Below are 17,433 nucleotides of genomic sequence, written 5' to 3'. Positions count from 1 at the left end.
GATAATGGTGTGTGAACAACAAAAACAAATTGAGTAGTCATAATAATGATTCGATGGTTATGTGTCGGATGGATTGCTGCGATCAGCTGTATTGGATTGACGCAAAGTTTTTTTCAATATTGCCATGCATCAGTGTGGTGGTTTTCCTTATTTTTTGCCTTGCTCTTCTATTATCTACTCTGGTTTAAGGATTATTCCCGATCTTATTTTATTCTTTCACTTTTGCTGAAAAGCATTGCCGTGCTTTCAATTTTTGCCTTGGGTTGGTCCTATGCCGATCATCAATTGAAGCAACGACTGGCCGATGAGGTGCAATATAGACAAACAGTGCAGGGTATTGTTTATATTCAGAGTATCAGTGATGGAAAACTGGAAAATTGGCGGCAAAATGCCGAGTTATTAATTCCGAATGAAAATCGCAGTTTAAAAATATTGCTCTATCCAAAGCGGATTTACAATGCAGCGGGTGAGGCAATTGGCTTAAGCACAGAAAAATTACAGCTTGGTCAGTTTTATCAGGTCATAGTCGATATCAAACCACCACATGGCTATGTCAATCCCGGTGGTTTTGATCAGGAAAAATGGTTATTACAAAACGGCATTCATGGTACAGCGACTGTTCTGTATAGCCAGCCTTTAAGTGCAGATGAAATCCAGCGTATGGGCTGGTATCGCTTTGTGGTTGAGCAACAACGGCCTTTGGCACAGTGGCGGTTATGGATTGAACAGTTACGTTTGAGCTATCGGCAACAATTGGTGGGTGATACGGCTGCCAATCAAAATAAAGCATTATTATTGGGTTTATTGACTGGGGATCGTAGCGGGATCAGTAAAGATAGCATTGAATTGTATCAAATGATGGGCATCAGCCATTTACTGGCAATTTCCGGTCCGCATGTGTTGATTCTTGCCGCCATGTTGACTTGGGTATTGATGCAGATTTTACATGCGTTGATGCGCCGTGGCGTATGTCGTAATCTTTATCAGTATATTCCCAAACCTTATGTCTGTTTACCGATTTTTTTACTCTGCGTTAGTTTTTATGTGGCATTTACCGGATTTGAAATTCCGGCACTACGCACATGGATTATGGTTTTCATCTGTAGTCTGGCATTGTTATTACGGATCAGGATTTCTCCTTTTACGACCTTGTTATGTGCTGCCTGTGTGGTGCTCTGGTGGGATTGTTTTGCGATTTTATCGGCAGCATTCTGGTTGTCTTTTGGGGCTTCGGCCATTCTTTTATTGATCTATCAGCAAGTTCAGGAGAAAAAGCAAGAGCCTTCCCTTGGTTTAATCGAACGTTTTAAGGTTTTGATTGCGCTGTTATGGCAATCGCAGTGGCGTATTTTTATTGCACTTTTACCTATCGTGTTATGGCAGTTTCAGGCGGTTTCGTTGATTTCACCTGTGATCAATTTAATTGCCATTCCATTTTTAAGTCTGGTGATTGTGCCGCTTGATATTATTGCTGCGTTGATCTGGCTGATTATTCCGAGTTTTGGACATCTAATCTGGTCGATGGCCGCTTTTTTGCTGGCGATGTTTAATCATGTTTTATTGCTTTTGCAACCTGTTGCAGCGTGGTTGTATCTGCCAAGCTATCTTAATGTTTTTGCTTTGCTCAGTCTAAGCATTGGCATCATATTGATTTCTTTGCCCAAAGGGTTGATTCCCCGATATTGGGCGGCTTTTTTCATCTTGCTGACGTTTATTCCCCAAAAACGTGCACTATTACAGTTTGATATTCTGGATGTCGGGCAGGGACAGGCGACCTTACTCAGAACAGCAAATCATCAGCTATTGATTGATACGGGGGGACCCGCTTGGCAAGAAGGGCAAGCATCGATGGGAGATCGGGTAATTGTGCCATTTTTACGCAGTCAGGGCATACGTTCACTGGATGAAATTTTATTGTCGCATTTGGATCTGGATCATAGCGGTGGTGCCGCGGCAGTCATTGATCATATTCGGGTCAAACAGTTACGCAGTAATAGCTATGATAAAGTATTGACTAATTATCCAGCGGTTCCATTTATACGTTGCGATCAGGGACAGGCTTGGCAATGGGATGGCGTGAATATAGAGATTCTTTTCCCAAGAGAAAATTATTCAAGGCGTAATCAGAATGAATCTTCCTGTGTGGTATTGATTCAAACAGAAATGTTGGGGCAACCGTTTAAGATTCTGGTGATGGGTGATTTAGGCTGGGAAGGTGAATTTTATCTATTGCAGGATTATCCAGATTTAACGGCTGATATTCTGGTGCTGGGACATCATGGCAGTCGGCATAGTTCTGCCTATGATTTTCTAGCGCAGGTCAATCCCAAACTGGCTGTGATTTCGGCAGGCTTTGATAACCGTTATGGACATCCTACGCCGGAAACACTGGCTCGATTACAGGCATTGAATATTGCCTATGTGAATACCGCAGATTTAGGGGCAATTCATATTGAATTAAAACAGCACCAATCCATCTGGTCATGGCAGAGTGCGCGTGCCACACGACAGTGGTTATTGCCCAAAAGTACTGCTTTGCGTCTGGATTTTGCGGATTAATGCGAGCGCTTTGTCGTTTGGAAGTGTATATAGAGCTGAAGTGGCGGGATTGGCCTTAAAGCGTTTATAACTCCAGTGGTAATGTTCTGGATAACGGCGGATCAATGCTTCCATGGTTTTATGAATCAGTAATGTGCCATTTTTGCTGGTGTCATAAATCTCCTCCGACATTGGTTCGATAAACATATCGAAACCTTCATTTTCATTCCGCAGGGCATAGAGCAACAGGGATCTGGCTTTGGTTTTTTGAATCATTTTGGCACTTAATTGGCTGGAATATAAGGGAACGCCAAACCAGTCAATTAATTCACCGCCATGATCCGGACTATGGTCTGGCAGAATTGCCGTAATGCCACCAGACTTAAGTGCCTTGAATATTTGTTTCACACCAGTTTCATCGGTTGGAACCAGATGTGCCTGTTCACGACTACGTGCCTGTAAAACGAATTTATTGACCGCTGAATTTTTCAGGGGTTTATACATAATGGTCATCGGGGTAAATTGACTGACCCAAGCATTCATAATTTCCCAAGTACCGAAATGTGGCACAATTAAAACAATTCCCTGTTTGGCTGCCAGTGCTTCATGTAAATATTCTGCACCGGTGACAGAATGTAGCATCGCCAGATTTTTTTCGGTACGGTTGCCCCAGATATGAATAAACTCAAAATAGGATTTTAGTTCATTGATGGCTGAAGATTGATAAATCTGTTGTATTTTTTCAGGTGAGGCATCGGGAAACGCAATTTCGATATTGAGTTTTGCATATCGGGGTGTTTTTACAGGAAGTGCTTTGGTGATAATAACACTGATACCTGTAGCACATGTTTGTAATAATTTTAAAGGTAACTTGCTGATGAAGCGCATGCTGGTTACCAAGCCATCTAGTTGTTTCTGCATCATAAAAAAAATTAAAATCTCAATATTTGTATATTATAGACTTATTTGAGTAAATTTACGTAGTATAGGGTGATTATCTATGCAAGATTTTTGACAACCTGTTAGAGTAGGGCCTGTTGAATCTTGTGACTTCATTTTGAAAAAAGACGTTCAACACGCTTTCATTACTTTTAATCATTGGGATAAATTTCATGTCGGAATGGCCACCAAAACCACCTGTCGAACAACAAAAACCATCAACATCCGAACAAACGACCGGACAAGAATGGAAAATCCTTGAAAAAGCTGTACTGGCTTCTGTTGAAGAACAGCGGCGTAGTCGTCGATGGGGGATTTTTTTTAAATTACTTTCTTTTGCTTATCTACTTTTTATTATTGTATTAATGGGCAAAAGTTGTAGTGTCAGTCGTCAGGTTGATGGTGGTCCCATGGTTTCCGAATCGCATCTTGCCGTGGTGGATATTGAAGGGACTATTGCCAATGCACCCAATAGTGTTAACAGTCAAGACACCAACAAGGCATTAAAGCGTGCTTTTGAGGCCAGCAATAGCAAGGCCGTTGTTTTAAATATTAATTCGCCCGGTGGTTCACCAGTACAATCAGATGAAATCTGGCAAGAAATCCGCTATCAGAAACAACAGCATCCGGATAAAAAAGTTTATGCTGTGATTGGTGATACCGGTGCTTCTGGTGCATATTATATTGCCTCTGCCGCAGATGAAATCTATGTTAATCCATCAAGTATTGTCGGTTCGATCGGGGTAATTATGCCCAATTATGGTTTTTCTGAATTGGCTAAAAAACTGGGCGTTGAAGATCGTACCATGACTTCCGGTGATCATAAGGCATTGCTGAGCATGACCAAACCGATCAATCCGGCTGAAAAAGCGCATGTACAGGCATTATTGGACAATGTGCATCAACACTTTATTGACGCAGTCAAAGCGGGGCGTGGTAATCGTTTAAAAGCGGATACACCGGATATTTTCTCTGGTTTGTTCTGGACTGGCGATCAGGCCATCAAACTGGGTCTGGCGGATAAAACCGGCAATATCACCACACTTGCCCGTGAATTGAATGTGGATAAGAAAGTGGATTACACCATACAGCGCAGCCCATTTGAGTCTTTGCTTGGTAAAATGGGAACCTCTATTGGTCAAGGCATTGGTCAGTCCATTTCGCAACAGGTAGAAACCCAATCGCAACCAAACTTGCAGTAACCTATTTGCTCATCGCTGGTTTAATCATGCCATCTGTATAAAAATTGCTGTATAAAACTGGCTAGTTTCCCCTCTTGAATGTTGAATATGTTCAAGAGGAAGATATTCATCAGGTCCCAAAATGAAGAACAATCGCCATGAAACCATTAATTCACTTTGCTCATGCCAACGGAATCCCATCCCAAACTTATCAAAAATTATTTGATGCCTTATCAGATGAGTTTGACATTATTTATGTCCCGCTGATTGGTACTGATCCGCATTATCCGGTCACTGATCAATGGCAATTACTGGTTCAGCAGGTCATTGACAGTATTGAAACACAAGCACAAGGTCGTCAGGTTATTGCAGTTGGTCATTCATTGGGTTCATTATTAAGTTTTATGGCATCCAATTTACGCCCTGATCTGATTTCGCAGGTGATTATGCTGGATCCTCCGCTGATTATGGGGAAATCCTCTTTTGCTTTCCATGTAGCAAAATTATTCAGTCCAAAACTGGTGGATAAAATGACCCCGGCAGGATTGTCATCACGACGTCGTGATCATTGGGACAGTCGCGAACAGGCAGCCAATTTGTTACGCACACGAGGATTTTTTAAAGGGTTTGATCAACAATGTTTTGATGATTATATTCGTTATGGCTTAATGGAAGATGTACAACAGGGTGGGGTAACACTGACGATTCCCAAAGCTGTTGAGGTAGAAATCTTTAGAAAAAATCCGTCTTTGTGGTGGTTACCACAGCCTAAACCAAAAGTTCCTGTGCATTTGCTGGTCGGGCAGGAAAGTTTGTTCTTAAAGAAAAAATTTCCACAACAGGCGCAAAAGAAGTTGGGAATTCCCTATACCGTAGTGCCGGGTGGACATATGTTCCCGCTGGAATATCCATTGCAGACTGTAGAAAAAATTAAAAGTTTAATTCAAGCTGAATAATAGATTGCTTTGATAAGACCGTATCAGCCTTAATTGATTCGGTCTATTTTTCTACTATTCAATTTTCTTGCTATTCAAAATGCCAGGCAATTTTGCCATCAATCACACCCTGCTGTTTTAATCGGGCAAGTTCCTCTGCTGATTTAAAGCGCGATAATATCTGTTGGGTATGCTCGCCTAATTGAGGAGGCGCATGATGATATTCCACCGGCGTATCTGATAATTTGAGGGGAGAGCCGATGACTTTAAATTGCTGGTTTAAGCGATGGGGCAGATCAACTACTAAATTTCTAGCCTGAATTTGTGGTTCTTGTAAGGCATCGGCAATTGAGTTAATGATGCCTACCGGCACTTTTACTGCATCAATGACATCTACCCAGTCCTGTGCATTTTTAGTCAGAAAGTAATCTGTCAGTAAAGTAACCAATTCATCACGATATTTTACCCGATCCTGATTACGCAAATATTTTTCGCTTTCAAGAAGTTCCGGTTTGCCAATGGCAATACATAAGTCCCTGAACTGTTTATCATTGCCGCAGGCCAGAATAAATTCTTTGTCTTTGGCTTTAAAGGTTTGATAAGGAACAATATTCGGGTGATGATTCCCCATGCGTTTGGGTGCAATGCCGGAACTAAGATAATTCATTCCCTGATTGGCTAGCGCAGCAACCTGTACGTCGAGTAGTGACAAATCAATATATTGTCCGCGCTGGGTATGTTGTCTAGCAAGTAAGGCCGCTTGAATGGCAATGGTGGCATATAAACCGGTCTGGATATCGACTACGGCCACGCCAACTTTCTGGGCACCGCCACCAGGTAAATCATCAGATTCACCTGTAATACTCATTAATCCGGACATGCCTTGAATGATAAAATCATAGCCGGGCTGTTCTGCGCGTGGGCCTGTTTGACCAAAACCTGTAATGGAGCAATAAACCAATCCGGGATTGAGCATTTGAAGGGTTTCATAATCCAGCGCATATTTTTTTAATGAGCCTGCCTTATAATTTTCAATCACCACATCTGCGGTTTTTACCATGGCATGAATCAGTGCCTGTCCTTCGGGGCTGGTAATATCAATGGCGACCGAATATTTATTGCGATTTGCACATTGATAATAACCGGATTCCCGTGTGGATTGTCCCTTATCATCTTTCATCCATGGTGGTCCCCACATACGGGTGTCATCGCCCAAATGTGGGCGTTCAATTTTGATGACTTCTGCACCTAGATCGGCCAAGACTTGCCCACACCATGGACCGGCTAATACCCGACTCAAATCCAGTACACGAATTCCCTGTAATGCACCCATAATATTTTCCTTTAATCAGATTTGCAGGAAGGTAAAGCAAGACCTTCCTGACAAGGTGAGTTATGAATGTTGTGGATCGTATTGACGATCTTTGATAAATAGTCCGGGTAAAACACCGGCAATAAAATAAGCCGCACCCATAACAATAAACGCCATGGTGAAAGTGCCGCCGGAAGCAAGGAAACCAATGGTTGCAGGTGCAATTGCCGCACCGACACGACCAATATTATAGGCACCGCCAATGGCTGTACCACGCACATCGGTAGAGAATGATTCCGCCATATAGGTGGCATTTACGCCATAAGGAATACCGTAGAGAAAACCAAAAGTAATCAGTAAATATAGAATATTGTCAGGCGTATTAAAGAAAATGATGATTGGTAAGAATATGGCACTGGCAATGGTACCAAACACAAATACCGCACGACGATTAAATTTATCTGCAAGATAGCCTGCAATTATTTTGCCCAGAATCATCGCAGTGTACGAGCCGACCATATAACTGGTTAGATTTTTAAAGTTCATATGCACTTCGGTTTCCAGATAACTTGGCATCCAGTTATTAATACCGTAATAACCAAATTGCAGGAAAAATGCAGTGGTCATCCACAATAAGAACATTTTGCGATGTTTGAAATTGATAAAAATCTGTTTGTAAATACTCTTACTTTTACGAGGCGTTTCTTTGACTTTGCTCGTCTCAACTGCTGGTGTGCCTTGCGCTGCTTTGATTTTGGTGAGTTGCCATGATTTGGGCTCAGGCACAAAACGTTGCAGAAAAATATTAATAAAAGCTGGAATGACGGTAATAAAAAATAATACACGCCAGCCATGATCCGGAATAATCGCTCCGGCTAAAAGCGTGGCAACAATATAGCCCACGGTCTGTCCAGTTTGTAAGGTACCTAAAACCGTGGTGCGATATTTGGTGGGAACGTATTCTGCCATCAGGGTATTACATGCCATATATAGGGCGCCAATTCCTAATGCGCCAATAAAGCGTAGCGCCATAAACTGCTCAAAACTCTGGGTAAAACCGAGAATACAGGTAGCAATTGAAAAGAAGGTAACCGAACTGGCAATGGTGCGTACTCGGCCGAACTTATCACATGCCCATCCACCCAGAATACCCCCAATTCCCATGCCGGCTAAAGATGCACTGCCTAGAGCACCCGCTTGAAAAGTGGATAAACCGAATTCGGTTTTTAAACTGGTCAGGCTGTACGATAACAGCATGATGTCTACACCATCGACTACCATGGCGAAATAGGCAAATAAAAGTGCCCATTTCCATGTATTTACACCGATTCTCTCAAAAGTCCCGACATTGGCGGGGAGAGGATATTTGCTGATCTCTGCTGCTACTGGAACTTCATTGTTCATTTTTTACCTCATTTAATCCTAAAATGAGTCATCGCAAATTTTTTTGCCTGAGTATCTTCTTAATATACTTGGATATGGTTTTGCTGTTTTACTCAGGAAAGTAGGGTGAAAAGTCGCTGTTAAAATAAATTTACGATGATTCCTTGATGTGTATTTCACTGTTTTAAAGACATAGCGCTCTTAAAGCGCTCTTGGTAGAGCACTTTAGGCATGAAAGAATAAGAAATTAATTTGCGAAGGCAGCAATGCCGGTTTGTGCACGACCTAAGATCAGAGCGTGTACATCATGTGTTCCTTCGTAGGTATTGACCACTTCAAGATTGACCAGATGACGTGCGACACCAAATTCATCGCTAATACCGTTGCCACCCATCATGTCACGTGCCAGTCGGGCAATATCCAATGCCTTACCACAGTTGTTACGTTTGATCAGGGAGGTTCCTTCTACCGCAGCGATTCCTTCATCTTTCATGCGGCCAAAACGCAAAGCTGCCTGTAAACCCAGAGCAATTTCTGTTTGCATATCGGCAAGCTTTTTCTGAATCAATTGATTTGCTGCCAAGGGTCGATCAAATTGCTTGCGATCCAGTGTATATTGACGGGCAGTGTGCCAGCAAAATTCTGCGGCACCCATTGCACCCCAGGCAATGCCATAACGGGCACTGTTTAGACAGGTAAATGGCCCTTTTAAACCACGTACTTCTGGAAAGGCATTTTCTTCCGGGACAAAAACATTATCCATTACAATCTCACCAGTAATGGAAGCCCGTAATCCGACTTTGCCATGAATTGCTGGAGCAGAAAGCCCTTGCCAGCCTTTTTCCAGAATAAAGCCGCGAATTTGTCCGACATTGCCTTCTGCGGAAACTTCCTTGGCCCATACCACAAATACATCGGCAATCGGACTGTTGGTAATCCACATTTTGGCCCCGCTCAGACGGTAACCACCATCGACTTTTTTCGCCCGGGTGATCATACTGCCGGGATCAGAACCATGATCCGGTTCGGTTAAACCAAAGCAGCCAATGTATTCGCCTGTGGCAAGTTTGGGTAAATACTTTTGTTTTTGTTCTTCCGTACCAAATTCATGGATGGGGACCATGACCAGAGAACTTTGTACGCTGGCCATCGAGCGATAACCGGAATCAACCCGTTCAATTTCACGGGCAATCAAACCATAGCTGACATAATTTAATTCTGAACCACCATATTGTGCCGGAATGGTCGGACCTAATAACCCCAGTTCACCCATTTCGCGAAAGATACTTGGATCAGTTTTTTCGTAACGGAATTGTTCAAGAACGCGAGGCATGAGTTTATCCTGACAATAGCTATATGCTGTGTCTTTAATCATGCGCTCTTCTTCACTAAGTTGTTGTTCCAGTAAGAACGGATCCTGCCAGTCGAATTGAACTTTGTTGCCATGTTTGGGCTGAGTCATTTGATTCATTGCGTCCTCTGCAAAAAATGATCTTGTATCGTTGTAAGATGATGCTACGAAGATCAGAACACACTTTCAAACGATAAATTTGCATGCAGATATACCAATATCTCATATCTGAATTGCGGATCAGTGTTATGAATTGCATTATTTGCTATTGATTGGTTAAAAATATGGAGACTAACCAGAGAAATCGCTTAGGATAAGCGAGAGATATGTGATGATGTCATATCTAGGCCGGATAAAAGGAATTTATCGATGCGTCGCAAAATCCCCTCGCTGCAAAGTCTGCTGTGCTTTGAATCGGCTGCAAAACATGCCAGCTATACTTATGCTTCACAGGAACTTTGTATTACCCAGAGTGCGGTTTCCAGACAGATTCAACAACTGGAACAGTTTTTACAGGTTGAATTATTTACCCGTACACGGCATGGTGTAGAGCTGACCCCAGCCGGAGAACAATATTATAAGAATATCAAAGCACCATTACTGGCACTGGAACAAAACACACTGGACATGATGTCGCATAAAGGGCTGGGCGGAACACTCAAACTCGGCGTTGTACCGACTTTTGCAACACGATGGTTACTGCCTAAATTACATCGTTTTAATGCTATTTATCCGGAAATCACCATTCATTTGGAAACCAGTACCAAACCTTTTTTGTTTAATGAAAATATTTTTGATGCAGCAATATATACTGGTACACAACAACAAATTGAGCACTGGCCGGGAACCACCGCCCATCATTTATTGAAAGAAGATGTTGTGGCAGTTTGCGCGCCTTATTTGATTGATAAGAATTTTCCACAGGCAAAAAAAATCAATGAATACAGTTATGATTTAAGTGCCGATCAACTCATTCAATTGCCGCTTTTGCAGCAAACGACTCGTCCTACCATTTGGCAGGAATGGTTTCAAACGCATCATATTGTGCATGCCCGACCTTATGATGGACAGCGACATGAATTGTTTACCATGCTGGCCGTTGCGGCAAGTCATGGCATGGGGATGGCACTTATCCCGCAAATGCTGATTGAAAAAGAATTATTAAAAAAAGAACTGGTGATCGTTTCTCCTAAAAAATTGGAAGGTCGTCGTTCTTACTATTTGGTTCATTCCAGTCAGGATTCTTCTGCGCTAATACAAAAATTTATTGACTGGATTCAGACCGAATTAACTTCTTATCAGGCGGCGGCTGTTTAAGAAACAATGACATGATTTATACATTTTCAGCGTACATAACACGGGAGATCATGCTTGAATATTTTACCCCGAGCATTTGAATGATGATCGCATGACTTGAGCCTCGCACCATGTATCATTCAAATCAAGCATTCTGGCGTAGTGGAGAAAAGCATGGATCAATTAGCGCTGACGAGAGCCTTTACTTTATTAGAGTCCGGCCCTGTGATTTTACTCACTACACAGGATGGGGAAAAAAGCAATATCATGACTTTAACCTGGAGTATGGTTTTGGATTTTCCTGCATCTTTTGCGATTAGCACAGGCGAATGGAATTATTCTTATGCTGCATTAAGTAAAAATCGGGAATGTACACTTGCCATTCCAACGGTCGATTTACTGGATCGCGTGATTGGCGTGGGAACATGCTCTGGGGCAGATACCAATAAATTTGAAAAATTTGGTTTTAGCAAAAAACCAGCCAAATATATACAGGCGCCTTTAATTAAGGAATGTGTGGCCAATATCGAATGTAAAGTAGTGGATATGATCGAGCGTTATCATATTATTGTGCTGGAAGGACTGGCTGCCTATTATGATCATTCACGTCTTGAGCAACGCACTTGTCACGCCGTTGGTGATGGCACATTTATTGTTGATGGCGAAAGAATTGATCGTCGGGAAATGATGAAGTCCAAATTGCCTGATGGATTATAAATTTCTTATGACGATATTTTCTATGTACATCACCAAAAAATCTTTAAAAAATTGTATTTTGTTGGATTCCAAAATCCATAAGATTATCTTACAGTGCTGATATGCAACAGCCAATGTCCGATATATAAATCAAGGGATTATTAGCCATCTATGTTTAAATCATTTTTTCCCTCCCCACGTTTGTTTTTTATCAGTGTCCTTGTTTGGATGATTTTTAATTTGATTTTATGGCATAGCGGTGGTCATGCATGGGGAGAGTATTTAGGTTTTCCCAAAGGCTATGCAGAGATTGAATCACCTGTTGGCGTAAGCCGATTCTGGACGGCATCTTCCCTGTGGTTTTATCTGTGGTTTTTGCTGGCGACAGCACTTTTTGCCGGGTTTTGGCGGTTTTTTTCCGATAACAAATGGCAAAAATGGTCGATCTGGGGTTCTGCCTTTATCCTTTTTAATATCTGGTTTGGCGTTCAGGTCAGTGTTGCGGTCAATGCTTGGTATGTGCCGTTTTGGGATTTAATCCAGAAGATGCTCTCTGAAGGGGGCGGTAATATTGAAGATTTATATCGTGAAACCTTAACCTTTCTGTATATTGCCATGGTTGCTGTCACATTGGCGGTGATCAATTCATTTTTTGTCAGTCATTATATTTTTCGCTGGCGTACTGCAATGAATGAATACTATACCGAGTATTGGGATCAACTACGTCATGTGGAAGGGGCATCGCAACGGGTACAGGAAGATACCATGCGCTTTGCCACCATTATGGAAGATCTGGGGGTCGAACTGGTCAAAGCGGTGATGATTCTGATTGCTTTCCTGCCAATTTTATTTCAATTGTCCAAACATGTACCGGAATTACCGATCTTTGGTGCTGTTGAGCATTCATTGGTCTGGGCTGCGATTGTCTGGGCAATTTTCGGTACGGTCCTGTTAATGGTGGTCGGGATTAAGTTACCCGGACTGGAATTTAATAACCAAAAAGTCGAAGCGGCTTACCGTAAGGAATTGGTCTATGGTGAAGATCATGAAGAACGTGCGCAGCCTGCGACCTTAAAGGAATTATTTTCCAAAATCCGCAAAAACTATTTCCGCCTTTATTTTCATTATGCTTATTTTAATTTGGTCGCAACGTGGTATCGCCAACTGGATATTTTATATAGTCTGGTGGTGTTGTTTCCTGCGATTGCCTCCGGAAAAATGACCTTAGGCTTGATTAACCAGATTGGTGGTGTCTTTGATAAGGTCCGTGAATCATTTCAATATCTGATTAGTTCATGGAAAACCATTATTGAATTATTGTCGATTTATAAACGTCTAAAAGCTTTTGAGTCGATTTTAAAATAAAGGATATAGGAAGTGATGTGTATAAATAAAATACATCACTTCTATTTTTTTATAATAATACAATGGCAGTTAATGCTCCGGTGACCATCACCCATAATGGATGAATATTTTTAAAAAAACTCATGCTGGCTGTGAGGAGAATAATGGCAGCGAGCCAGTAATTTTGTGCAGAAGACTCCGAAATAATCACAGCACTGACCATAACTAAACTTACAGTAATGGGTTTTAAGGCTTTTTCAAATTGAATGCGTACATTGTGATGTTTATAACGCTCCCAATATTGCACAGTTGCCATGGTAATTAAAGAAGAAGGGACAAATTTTGCCAATGAGGTGACCAGTAGACCTGCCATACCTGCAACATGCCAGCCAATGAGCGGTACAATCATCATATTGGGTCCGGGCGCTGCTTGTGACATGGCAAACATGGCACTAAATTCCTGTGCTGTCATCCAGTGATGCACATCGACCACTTGATGTTTCATTTCGGGTAAGATGGCATTGCCACCACCAAAAGCCAATACCGATAATTCGATAAAGACCAGTGCAAGGTTCAATAGCACAATGTTCATAGCGGTTTAATTCGCAAAAAAATTAAATTGATGATAAAGAGCAGACTTAAAGTCATAATCAGTGGAAGTTTAATCCACAGGGTAAAAATAAATGTAAGACCAAGGGTAATCGGCATTAAATAGTTTTTTAGCAGCGGTTTTAGCATTTTAAAGGCTGTGGCAAACAGTAAACCTGCGGCAGAGGCGGCCAGACCCAGCATTAAATGTTGAACCCACAGAATGTCTTTAAACTGTTCATAAAATTGATAGCAGCTTACGACAAATATTGTGGGCACAGTAATCAATCCCAAGAGTGCACATATTGCACCTTTGACTCCTTGAAACTGCATACCGATTGCAACCGACATATTAACAATATTTCCACCCGGTAAAATCTGACAAACGCCCAATAAATTGGTGAATTGATTTTGATCCAGCCAGTGTTTTTCTTCCACAATGACGTGATGGGCGATCGGTAATACCCCACCAAATCCCATCAGGCCCAGTTTAAAAAATCCAAAAAATAATGCACGGCAATCGGGAGTGATATTTTGTTGCATAGTCATAAAAAGTTTAACAATAAGCGAGTATCATGCAGGCGTTGAGCATTATTTTCCAATGAAATTTGTAGAAATGAGTCTATTCAGCCAAGACTGCTGTGGCATAAAAACGAATCATCGCCACATATAACACTATGATCATTTGGTTCGTTTTAGGCTAATGACTATAATGATAGAAATTTAAAATTGTTGTCACCAATGCCTGCTGATTTGTATGTTGCTGATTGGTTTGCTGCGGGTTAAACGTCACTTGAATCTCCCTGAAATTAAAATCGCCATCATCCTGATATTTGGCAACACCGTGGGTTTTATATGGAAGTCCAGGAATTTGATAACTAAAAAATGCCACATTTTTTGCAGGATAAACCACAGTTAATAATTTATTGCGATCCTGATAGCCACCATATTCATATTCCACGCTCTGTTTTAATAATTTGGGAAAAAACAAAGTGGCCGGACGCATACCACAACCGACACAAAATGCTGAGTCTGACAGTTCAATCGCCTGTTGCTGATCTGGGCTCATGATGAGGGCATAGCCGGTACCATTTGCACCTGCATTGGCTTGAATCTCTTGCCAGTGACGTGGTACTAGTGTTAGACCAATACTCGGTATGGCAAGCAATTTAAGCTGTTTGGCCTGACTGGCATCAAGTTTAAATTTAAAGTCGCAAGTTTCATCAGTACATTTGCGAAAATCCCTAATCAATTTTTCTCCATCACCATCAGCAGGATTTTCCGCAGTTACCCCATAAAAAGGCAGCGTAACATGATCCTGAAATTTGGCTTCACCAAGATAGTAAAGTTGATTATTGGCTTTTCGTTCCGCCGATGAATTATAAAATTTGGGGAAGCTCGGTTTAAAGTTTTCAACTTCGGCATGGCTAAGCTGAACCATAGCCAATAATCCAAAGAATAGTGATAGATATAATTTTGATGTCATATTTTTCTAAAAATTAAATTGATGATTTTAAAATCTAGCAGAATTTAAGTGGTAATTGTGATGAAAATTTTTAACATGGCTCAGTTTTTAACAGGAAAAATTTTTAAAAAATTGCCCACTATTTTGTAGAACAGATTACTTTGTTTTAACACGGATTTTGTGGATACCATTTTTGGGATACTCGGGTGATACAGTTGTAAGTGGTGAAATATGGCAGGCTGTGATACAAAGGGATAGAATTTTTATTAGAGTCTGCGCTATGTTAGGTCATGTTTATGGCATTGTTCGTCGCCAATGTTCTCATTTAAGTCGTTCTCTATGTTTGGCTGTTGCTGTGTTGGGGACTTCACAAGTTGCTATGGCGAGTCCCTCGGTCGATCAATTGAGTGATTGTCTGGTGAAAGCGACCACAGCAAGCGATAAAACTGCGGTATTGCAATGGACCTTTGTGGCGTTGTCTGCACATCCCGATCTTGTAGCATTTAGCAATGTCACTGCCGAGCAAAAAAATCAGCTTGATCAAAAGTTGGCACAGGTCTTACAACGTGTGATTGTTGAGCAGTGTGCAGCACAAACCAAAGCCGTGATCCAAAGCGATGGCGTACAGGCAGTGGCAGAGAGCTTTCAGGAGTTGGGTCGTCAGGCAGGTGAGGATATTCTTAAAGATCCGGCAGTGCGCCAGCAGTTGCAGGGCACTTTGCGCTATATTGATTTAAATAAGCTGGTAATGACTTTTTTAACGCCGGATATTTTTGGTAAGTTGGGGTTATAAATCGGGATAAAACTTTTCAAAGGACGGATCAACATTTTCACTACGTAATAAATAACCTCTAGGTTGAATATAACTATAGATTTCACGTAATGGTTGTTCATGCCAGTTAATATTAAAAGCACAAAGTTTAGGAAAAAATTCTAATCGGCTATACGGCAAATGATTATGAATCCAATAGGCAATTTGCTGCCAATTTGCTTGGTCTTTATCGTATAGCTCTAAAAATGAGGGGATCACAATGCATGCTGTAGCACCATAGCCTCGGTCATTTGGATAATCCCAAATATGACTGGCAAAATTTTTCTCATTATTTGCACAACTTAGATTTTTTTCATTACCAAGTTGATTTATCTTCGGTGAGCGATAAGCAGAACGAATAGCGATTCTTCCAAACTTATTTTGTAATGGTTCTAGTAATTTTTCACAGAGTTGTTTTCCATTTTGAACGGCAATATCGGGAAAATCAGGAAAGTTTTGAATGCCGTACCAGTTGGCAATTTCGCTATAAAGGAAGTCACGCATAAAAAAGGATTGAGACAGTTGAATGCGTCCTAAATCTTCGAGTTTGTCGATGGAGGTAATTTTTTTCATTGATAGATTCTTCAAATTTGCATTACATTAATTATGTTTAAATAATTTTACTAAGAAATTCTAAAATAGCAATAAAAACCAATAGCATAATTATGGGAATTGGATTTTATTATGACATAAAATATGACGATTGGAGAGGTAAAATTACACTTCTAATAAATATAAAATATCTATCAAATTTGCTTATGTTTTTCAGAAAATCAAATTGTTTTTGTTCCCATGATCTAAAGTGGTTTTTTAAGTCAGCAAGTGAACCTTTGAAAAAGCTACCCTTTAAGACACTATTCCTGATGTGACATTTATCCAATAAGTACATAACATAAGCTTCAGGATTATTTTTAGTTTTACATATAACGAATTCTATAGGAGAAACTAAATCACATGGTTGTTCATTAGGAAAGGTATTAAATTTTATTTATACAAAATAAATACTTATATCCGGAACTGACGTTATTATAGATTTTTAAATCTTGTCTTTGTGTCGTGCTAGATTTAGAATTTTTCCAGAAAGATTACAGTGGTTTTTCCTAAAACTTCCTGTTTAAAAATTCGATAACCTTTGCGTTGGTAAAGTTGAAGGTTACGGATACTTTTTTCTCCGGTATATAATTCAAAGCGTTTCGCAGATGAATACTCTTGTTCTAATTGATCTAAAATTGCCGAACCTAATCCTTGCCCTTGAAATTCGGGGTGTACAATCAAACGTCCAATATAACAGGTGTCATTCTCAATATAAGCCTGACCACTGGCGATAATACGGTCATTTTTTTCAATTTTTAGAATCAATCTTTGGGGAAATTCTTCGATATATTGCGTTAAAGTTTGGGTAAGTGGTGGAATATTATCATCATTATTGAGTTCGGCCTCGGATTGGTAAGCCAACTTTTGTAATGCCAATAATTCTTCTGAATCGGAAAGTCTGGCCTGTGTAATCAACATCATATTTGTCCTAACTATTTTTATTTAAATGAAAAAAACCTCGTACTCAACGAGGTTTTTATCTCATAAAAAATAAGGATTA

Annotated in this window: 16 protein-coding genes; 7 read left to right on the top strand and 9 right to left on the bottom strand. The window is 40.7% G+C overall.

Features of this window, described 5'->3' with window-relative positions:
- The first annotated feature begins 45 nt into the window (after positions 1 to 45).
- Positions 46 to 2,559 (top strand): DNA internalization-related competence protein ComEC/Rec2, encoded by a 2,514-nt coding sequence (locus CAP51_RS15930; protein WP_087621749.1) that lies wholly within the window; start codon positions 46 to 48, stop codon positions 2,557 to 2,559.
- Here the strand turns inward: CAP51_RS15930 and CAP51_RS15925 are convergent.
- Entirely contained in the window at positions 2,515 to 3,426 is a 912-nt protein-coding gene (locus tag CAP51_RS15925) for a lysophospholipid acyltransferase family protein (RefSeq protein ID WP_245809187.1), read from the bottom strand. The two genes, CAP51_RS15930 and CAP51_RS15925, sit on opposite strands and share 45 nt — an antisense overlap.
- A gap of 224 nt (positions 3,427 to 3,650) precedes the next feature.
- Between CAP51_RS15925 and sppA the strand changes: the two genes are divergently transcribed.
- Positions 3,651 to 4,679, top strand: coding sequence for a signal peptide peptidase SppA (sppA, locus tag CAP51_RS15920; RefSeq protein WP_087621747.1), 1,029 nt, complete (start codon positions 3,651 to 3,653; stop codon positions 4,677 to 4,679).
- Positions 4,680 to 4,816: 137 nt separating this feature from the next.
- Positions 4,817 to 5,614, top strand: coding sequence for an alpha/beta fold hydrolase (locus CAP51_RS15915; protein WP_087621746.1), 798 nt, complete (start codon positions 4,817 to 4,819; stop codon positions 5,612 to 5,614).
- Between the two features lie 70 nt (positions 5,615 to 5,684).
- Here the strand turns inward: CAP51_RS15915 and CAP51_RS15910 are convergent, their stop codons facing one another.
- The 3 genes from CAP51_RS15910 to CAP51_RS15900 all read right to left on the bottom strand — a co-directional run bounded on the left by CAP51_RS15910 (position 5,685) and on the right by CAP51_RS15900 (position 9,750).
- Positions 5,685 to 6,926, bottom strand: a complete 1,242-nt coding sequence (locus CAP51_RS15910) for a CaiB/BaiF CoA transferase family protein (protein WP_087621745.1) — start codon at positions 6,924 to 6,926, stop codon at positions 5,685 to 5,687.
- A 60-nt stretch (positions 6,927 to 6,986) separates the two neighbouring features.
- Positions 6,987 to 8,309: an MFS transporter gene (locus CAP51_RS15905; protein ID WP_087621744.1), complete on the bottom strand. Its 1,323-nt coding sequence runs from the start codon at positions 8,307 to 8,309 to the stop codon at positions 6,987 to 6,989.
- Between the two features lie 226 nt (positions 8,310 to 8,535).
- Positions 8,536 to 9,750 (bottom strand): acyl-CoA dehydrogenase, encoded by a 1,215-nt coding sequence (locus CAP51_RS15900; protein ID WP_087621852.1) that lies wholly within the window; start codon positions 9,748 to 9,750, stop codon positions 8,536 to 8,538.
- A 258-nt stretch (positions 9,751 to 10,008) separates the two neighbouring features.
- Between CAP51_RS15900 and CAP51_RS15895 the strand changes: the two genes are divergently transcribed.
- The 3 genes from CAP51_RS15895 (at position 10,009) to sbmA (ending at position 12,996) form a co-directional block, all read left to right on the top strand.
- The gene (locus tag CAP51_RS15895) at positions 10,009 to 10,956 is read left to right on the top strand and encodes a LysR substrate-binding domain-containing protein (protein WP_087621743.1); all 948 of its coding nucleotides are present in this window, start codon (positions 10,009 to 10,011) and stop codon (positions 10,954 to 10,956) included.
- Between the two features lie 153 nt (positions 10,957 to 11,109).
- Positions 11,110 to 11,652, top strand: coding sequence for a flavin reductase family protein (locus tag CAP51_RS15890; protein WP_087621742.1), 543 nt, complete (start codon positions 11,110 to 11,112; stop codon positions 11,650 to 11,652).
- 150 nt (positions 11,653 to 11,802) lie between these two features.
- Positions 11,803 to 12,996 carry a peptide antibiotic transporter SbmA gene (gene sbmA, locus CAP51_RS15885; RefSeq protein WP_087621741.1) on the top strand — a complete coding sequence of 398 codons (1,194 nt, stop codon included), beginning with the start codon at positions 11,803 to 11,805 and terminating at the stop codon, positions 12,994 to 12,996.
- Positions 12,997 to 13,045: 49 nt separating this feature from the next.
- Here sbmA and CAP51_RS15880 read toward each other — a convergent pair whose 3' ends face one another.
- The 3 genes from CAP51_RS15880 to CAP51_RS15870 form a co-directional block, all read right to left on the bottom strand.
- Positions 13,046 to 13,567 carry a chromate transporter gene (locus CAP51_RS15880; protein ID WP_087621740.1) on the bottom strand — a complete coding sequence of 174 codons (522 nt, stop codon included), beginning with the start codon at positions 13,565 to 13,567 and terminating at the stop codon, positions 13,046 to 13,048.
- Complete coding sequence (locus CAP51_RS15875) at positions 13,564 to 14,112, bottom strand: chromate transporter (RefSeq protein WP_087621739.1); 549 nt, start codon at positions 14,110 to 14,112, stop codon at positions 13,564 to 13,566. The genes CAP51_RS15880 and CAP51_RS15875 overlap by 4 nt, the downstream gene beginning before the upstream one ends.
- A gap of 151 nt (positions 14,113 to 14,263) precedes the next feature.
- A complete protein-coding gene (locus CAP51_RS15870) occupies positions 14,264 to 15,049 on the bottom strand; it encodes a DUF4850 domain-containing protein (protein ID WP_087621738.1) in 786 nt (261 codons plus the stop codon).
- Between the two features lie 259 nt (positions 15,050 to 15,308).
- On the opposite strand from CAP51_RS15870, the gene CAP51_RS15865 reads away from it, so the two are divergent.
- Positions 15,309 to 15,821, top strand: coding sequence for a hypothetical protein (locus CAP51_RS15865; RefSeq protein ID WP_087621737.1), 513 nt, complete (start codon positions 15,309 to 15,311; stop codon positions 15,819 to 15,821).
- On the opposite strand, the gene CAP51_RS15860 is transcribed toward CAP51_RS15865, so the two are convergent.
- Both CAP51_RS15860 and CAP51_RS15850 read right to left on the bottom strand, forming a co-directional pair.
- A complete protein-coding gene (locus CAP51_RS15860; protein ID WP_087621736.1) occupies positions 15,816 to 16,412 on the bottom strand; it encodes a hypothetical protein in 597 nt (198 codons plus the stop codon). The genes CAP51_RS15865 and CAP51_RS15860 overlap by 6 nt on opposite strands.
- A 492-nt stretch (positions 16,413 to 16,904) precedes the next feature.
- On the bottom strand, positions 16,905 to 17,354 hold the full coding sequence (locus CAP51_RS15850; protein WP_213062704.1) for a GNAT family N-acetyltransferase: 450 nt from the start codon (positions 17,352 to 17,354) through the stop codon (positions 16,905 to 16,907).
- Between the last annotated feature and the right edge of the window lie 79 nt (positions 17,355 to 17,433).

Origin of the sequence: Acinetobacter populi, assembly GCF_002174125.1 — a bacterium.
Lineage (GTDB): Bacteria > Pseudomonadota > Gammaproteobacteria > Pseudomonadales > Moraxellaceae > Acinetobacter > Acinetobacter populi.
The sequence above is the reverse complement of the archived record's forward strand: the minus strand, read 5'-3'. Positions and strand labels throughout refer to the sequence as shown.

Bases quoted from the DNA above. Each gene is read 5' to 3' on its own strand.
- sbmA (WP_087621741.1), top strand. From the start codon at position 11,803: ATGTTTAAATCATTTTTTCCCTCCCCACGTTTGTTTTTTATCAGTGTC.
- sppA (WP_087621747.1), top strand. From the start codon at position 3,651: ATGTCGGAATGGCCACCAAAACCACCTGTCGAACAACAAAAACCATCA.
- CAP51_RS15925 (WP_245809187.1), bottom strand. From the start codon at position 3,426: ATGCGCTTCATCAGCAAGTTACCTTTAAAATTATTACAAACATGTGCT.
- CAP51_RS15910 (WP_087621745.1), bottom strand. From the start codon at position 6,926: ATGGGTGCATTACAGGGAATTCGTGTACTGGATTTGAGTCGGGTATTA.
- CAP51_RS15875 (WP_087621739.1), bottom strand. From the start codon at position 14,112: ATGACTATGCAACAAAATATCACTCCCGATTGCCGTGCATTATTTTTT.
- CAP51_RS15850 (WP_213062704.1), bottom strand. From the start codon at position 17,354: ATGATGTTGATTACACAGGCCAGACTTTCCGATTCAGAAGAATTATTG.
- CAP51_RS15930 (WP_087621749.1), top strand. From the start codon at position 46: ATGATTCGATGGTTATGTGTCGGATGGATTGCTGCGATCAGCTGTATT.
- CAP51_RS15905 (WP_087621744.1), bottom strand. From the start codon at position 8,309: ATGAACAATGAAGTTCCAGTAGCAGCAGAGATCAGCAAATATCCTCTC.
- CAP51_RS15870 (WP_087621738.1), bottom strand. From the start codon at position 15,049: ATGACATCAAAATTATATCTATCACTATTCTTTGGATTATTGGCTATG.
- CAP51_RS15895 (WP_087621743.1), top strand. From the start codon at position 10,009: ATGCGTCGCAAAATCCCCTCGCTGCAAAGTCTGCTGTGCTTTGAATCG.
- CAP51_RS15865 (WP_087621737.1), top strand. From the start codon at position 15,309: ATGTTAGGTCATGTTTATGGCATTGTTCGTCGCCAATGTTCTCATTTA.
- CAP51_RS15915 (WP_087621746.1), top strand. From the start codon at position 4,817: ATGAAACCATTAATTCACTTTGCTCATGCCAACGGAATCCCATCCCAA.
- CAP51_RS15880 (WP_087621740.1), bottom strand. From the start codon at position 13,567: ATGAACATTGTGCTATTGAACCTTGCACTGGTCTTTATCGAATTATCG.
- CAP51_RS15900 (WP_087621852.1), bottom strand. From the start codon at position 9,750: ATGACTCAGCCCAAACATGGCAACAAAGTTCAATTCGACTGGCAGGAT.
- CAP51_RS15890 (WP_087621742.1), top strand. From the start codon at position 11,110: ATGGATCAATTAGCGCTGACGAGAGCCTTTACTTTATTAGAGTCCGGC.
- CAP51_RS15860 (WP_087621736.1), bottom strand. From the start codon at position 16,412: ATGAAAAAAATTACCTCCATCGACAAACTCGAAGATTTAGGACGCATT.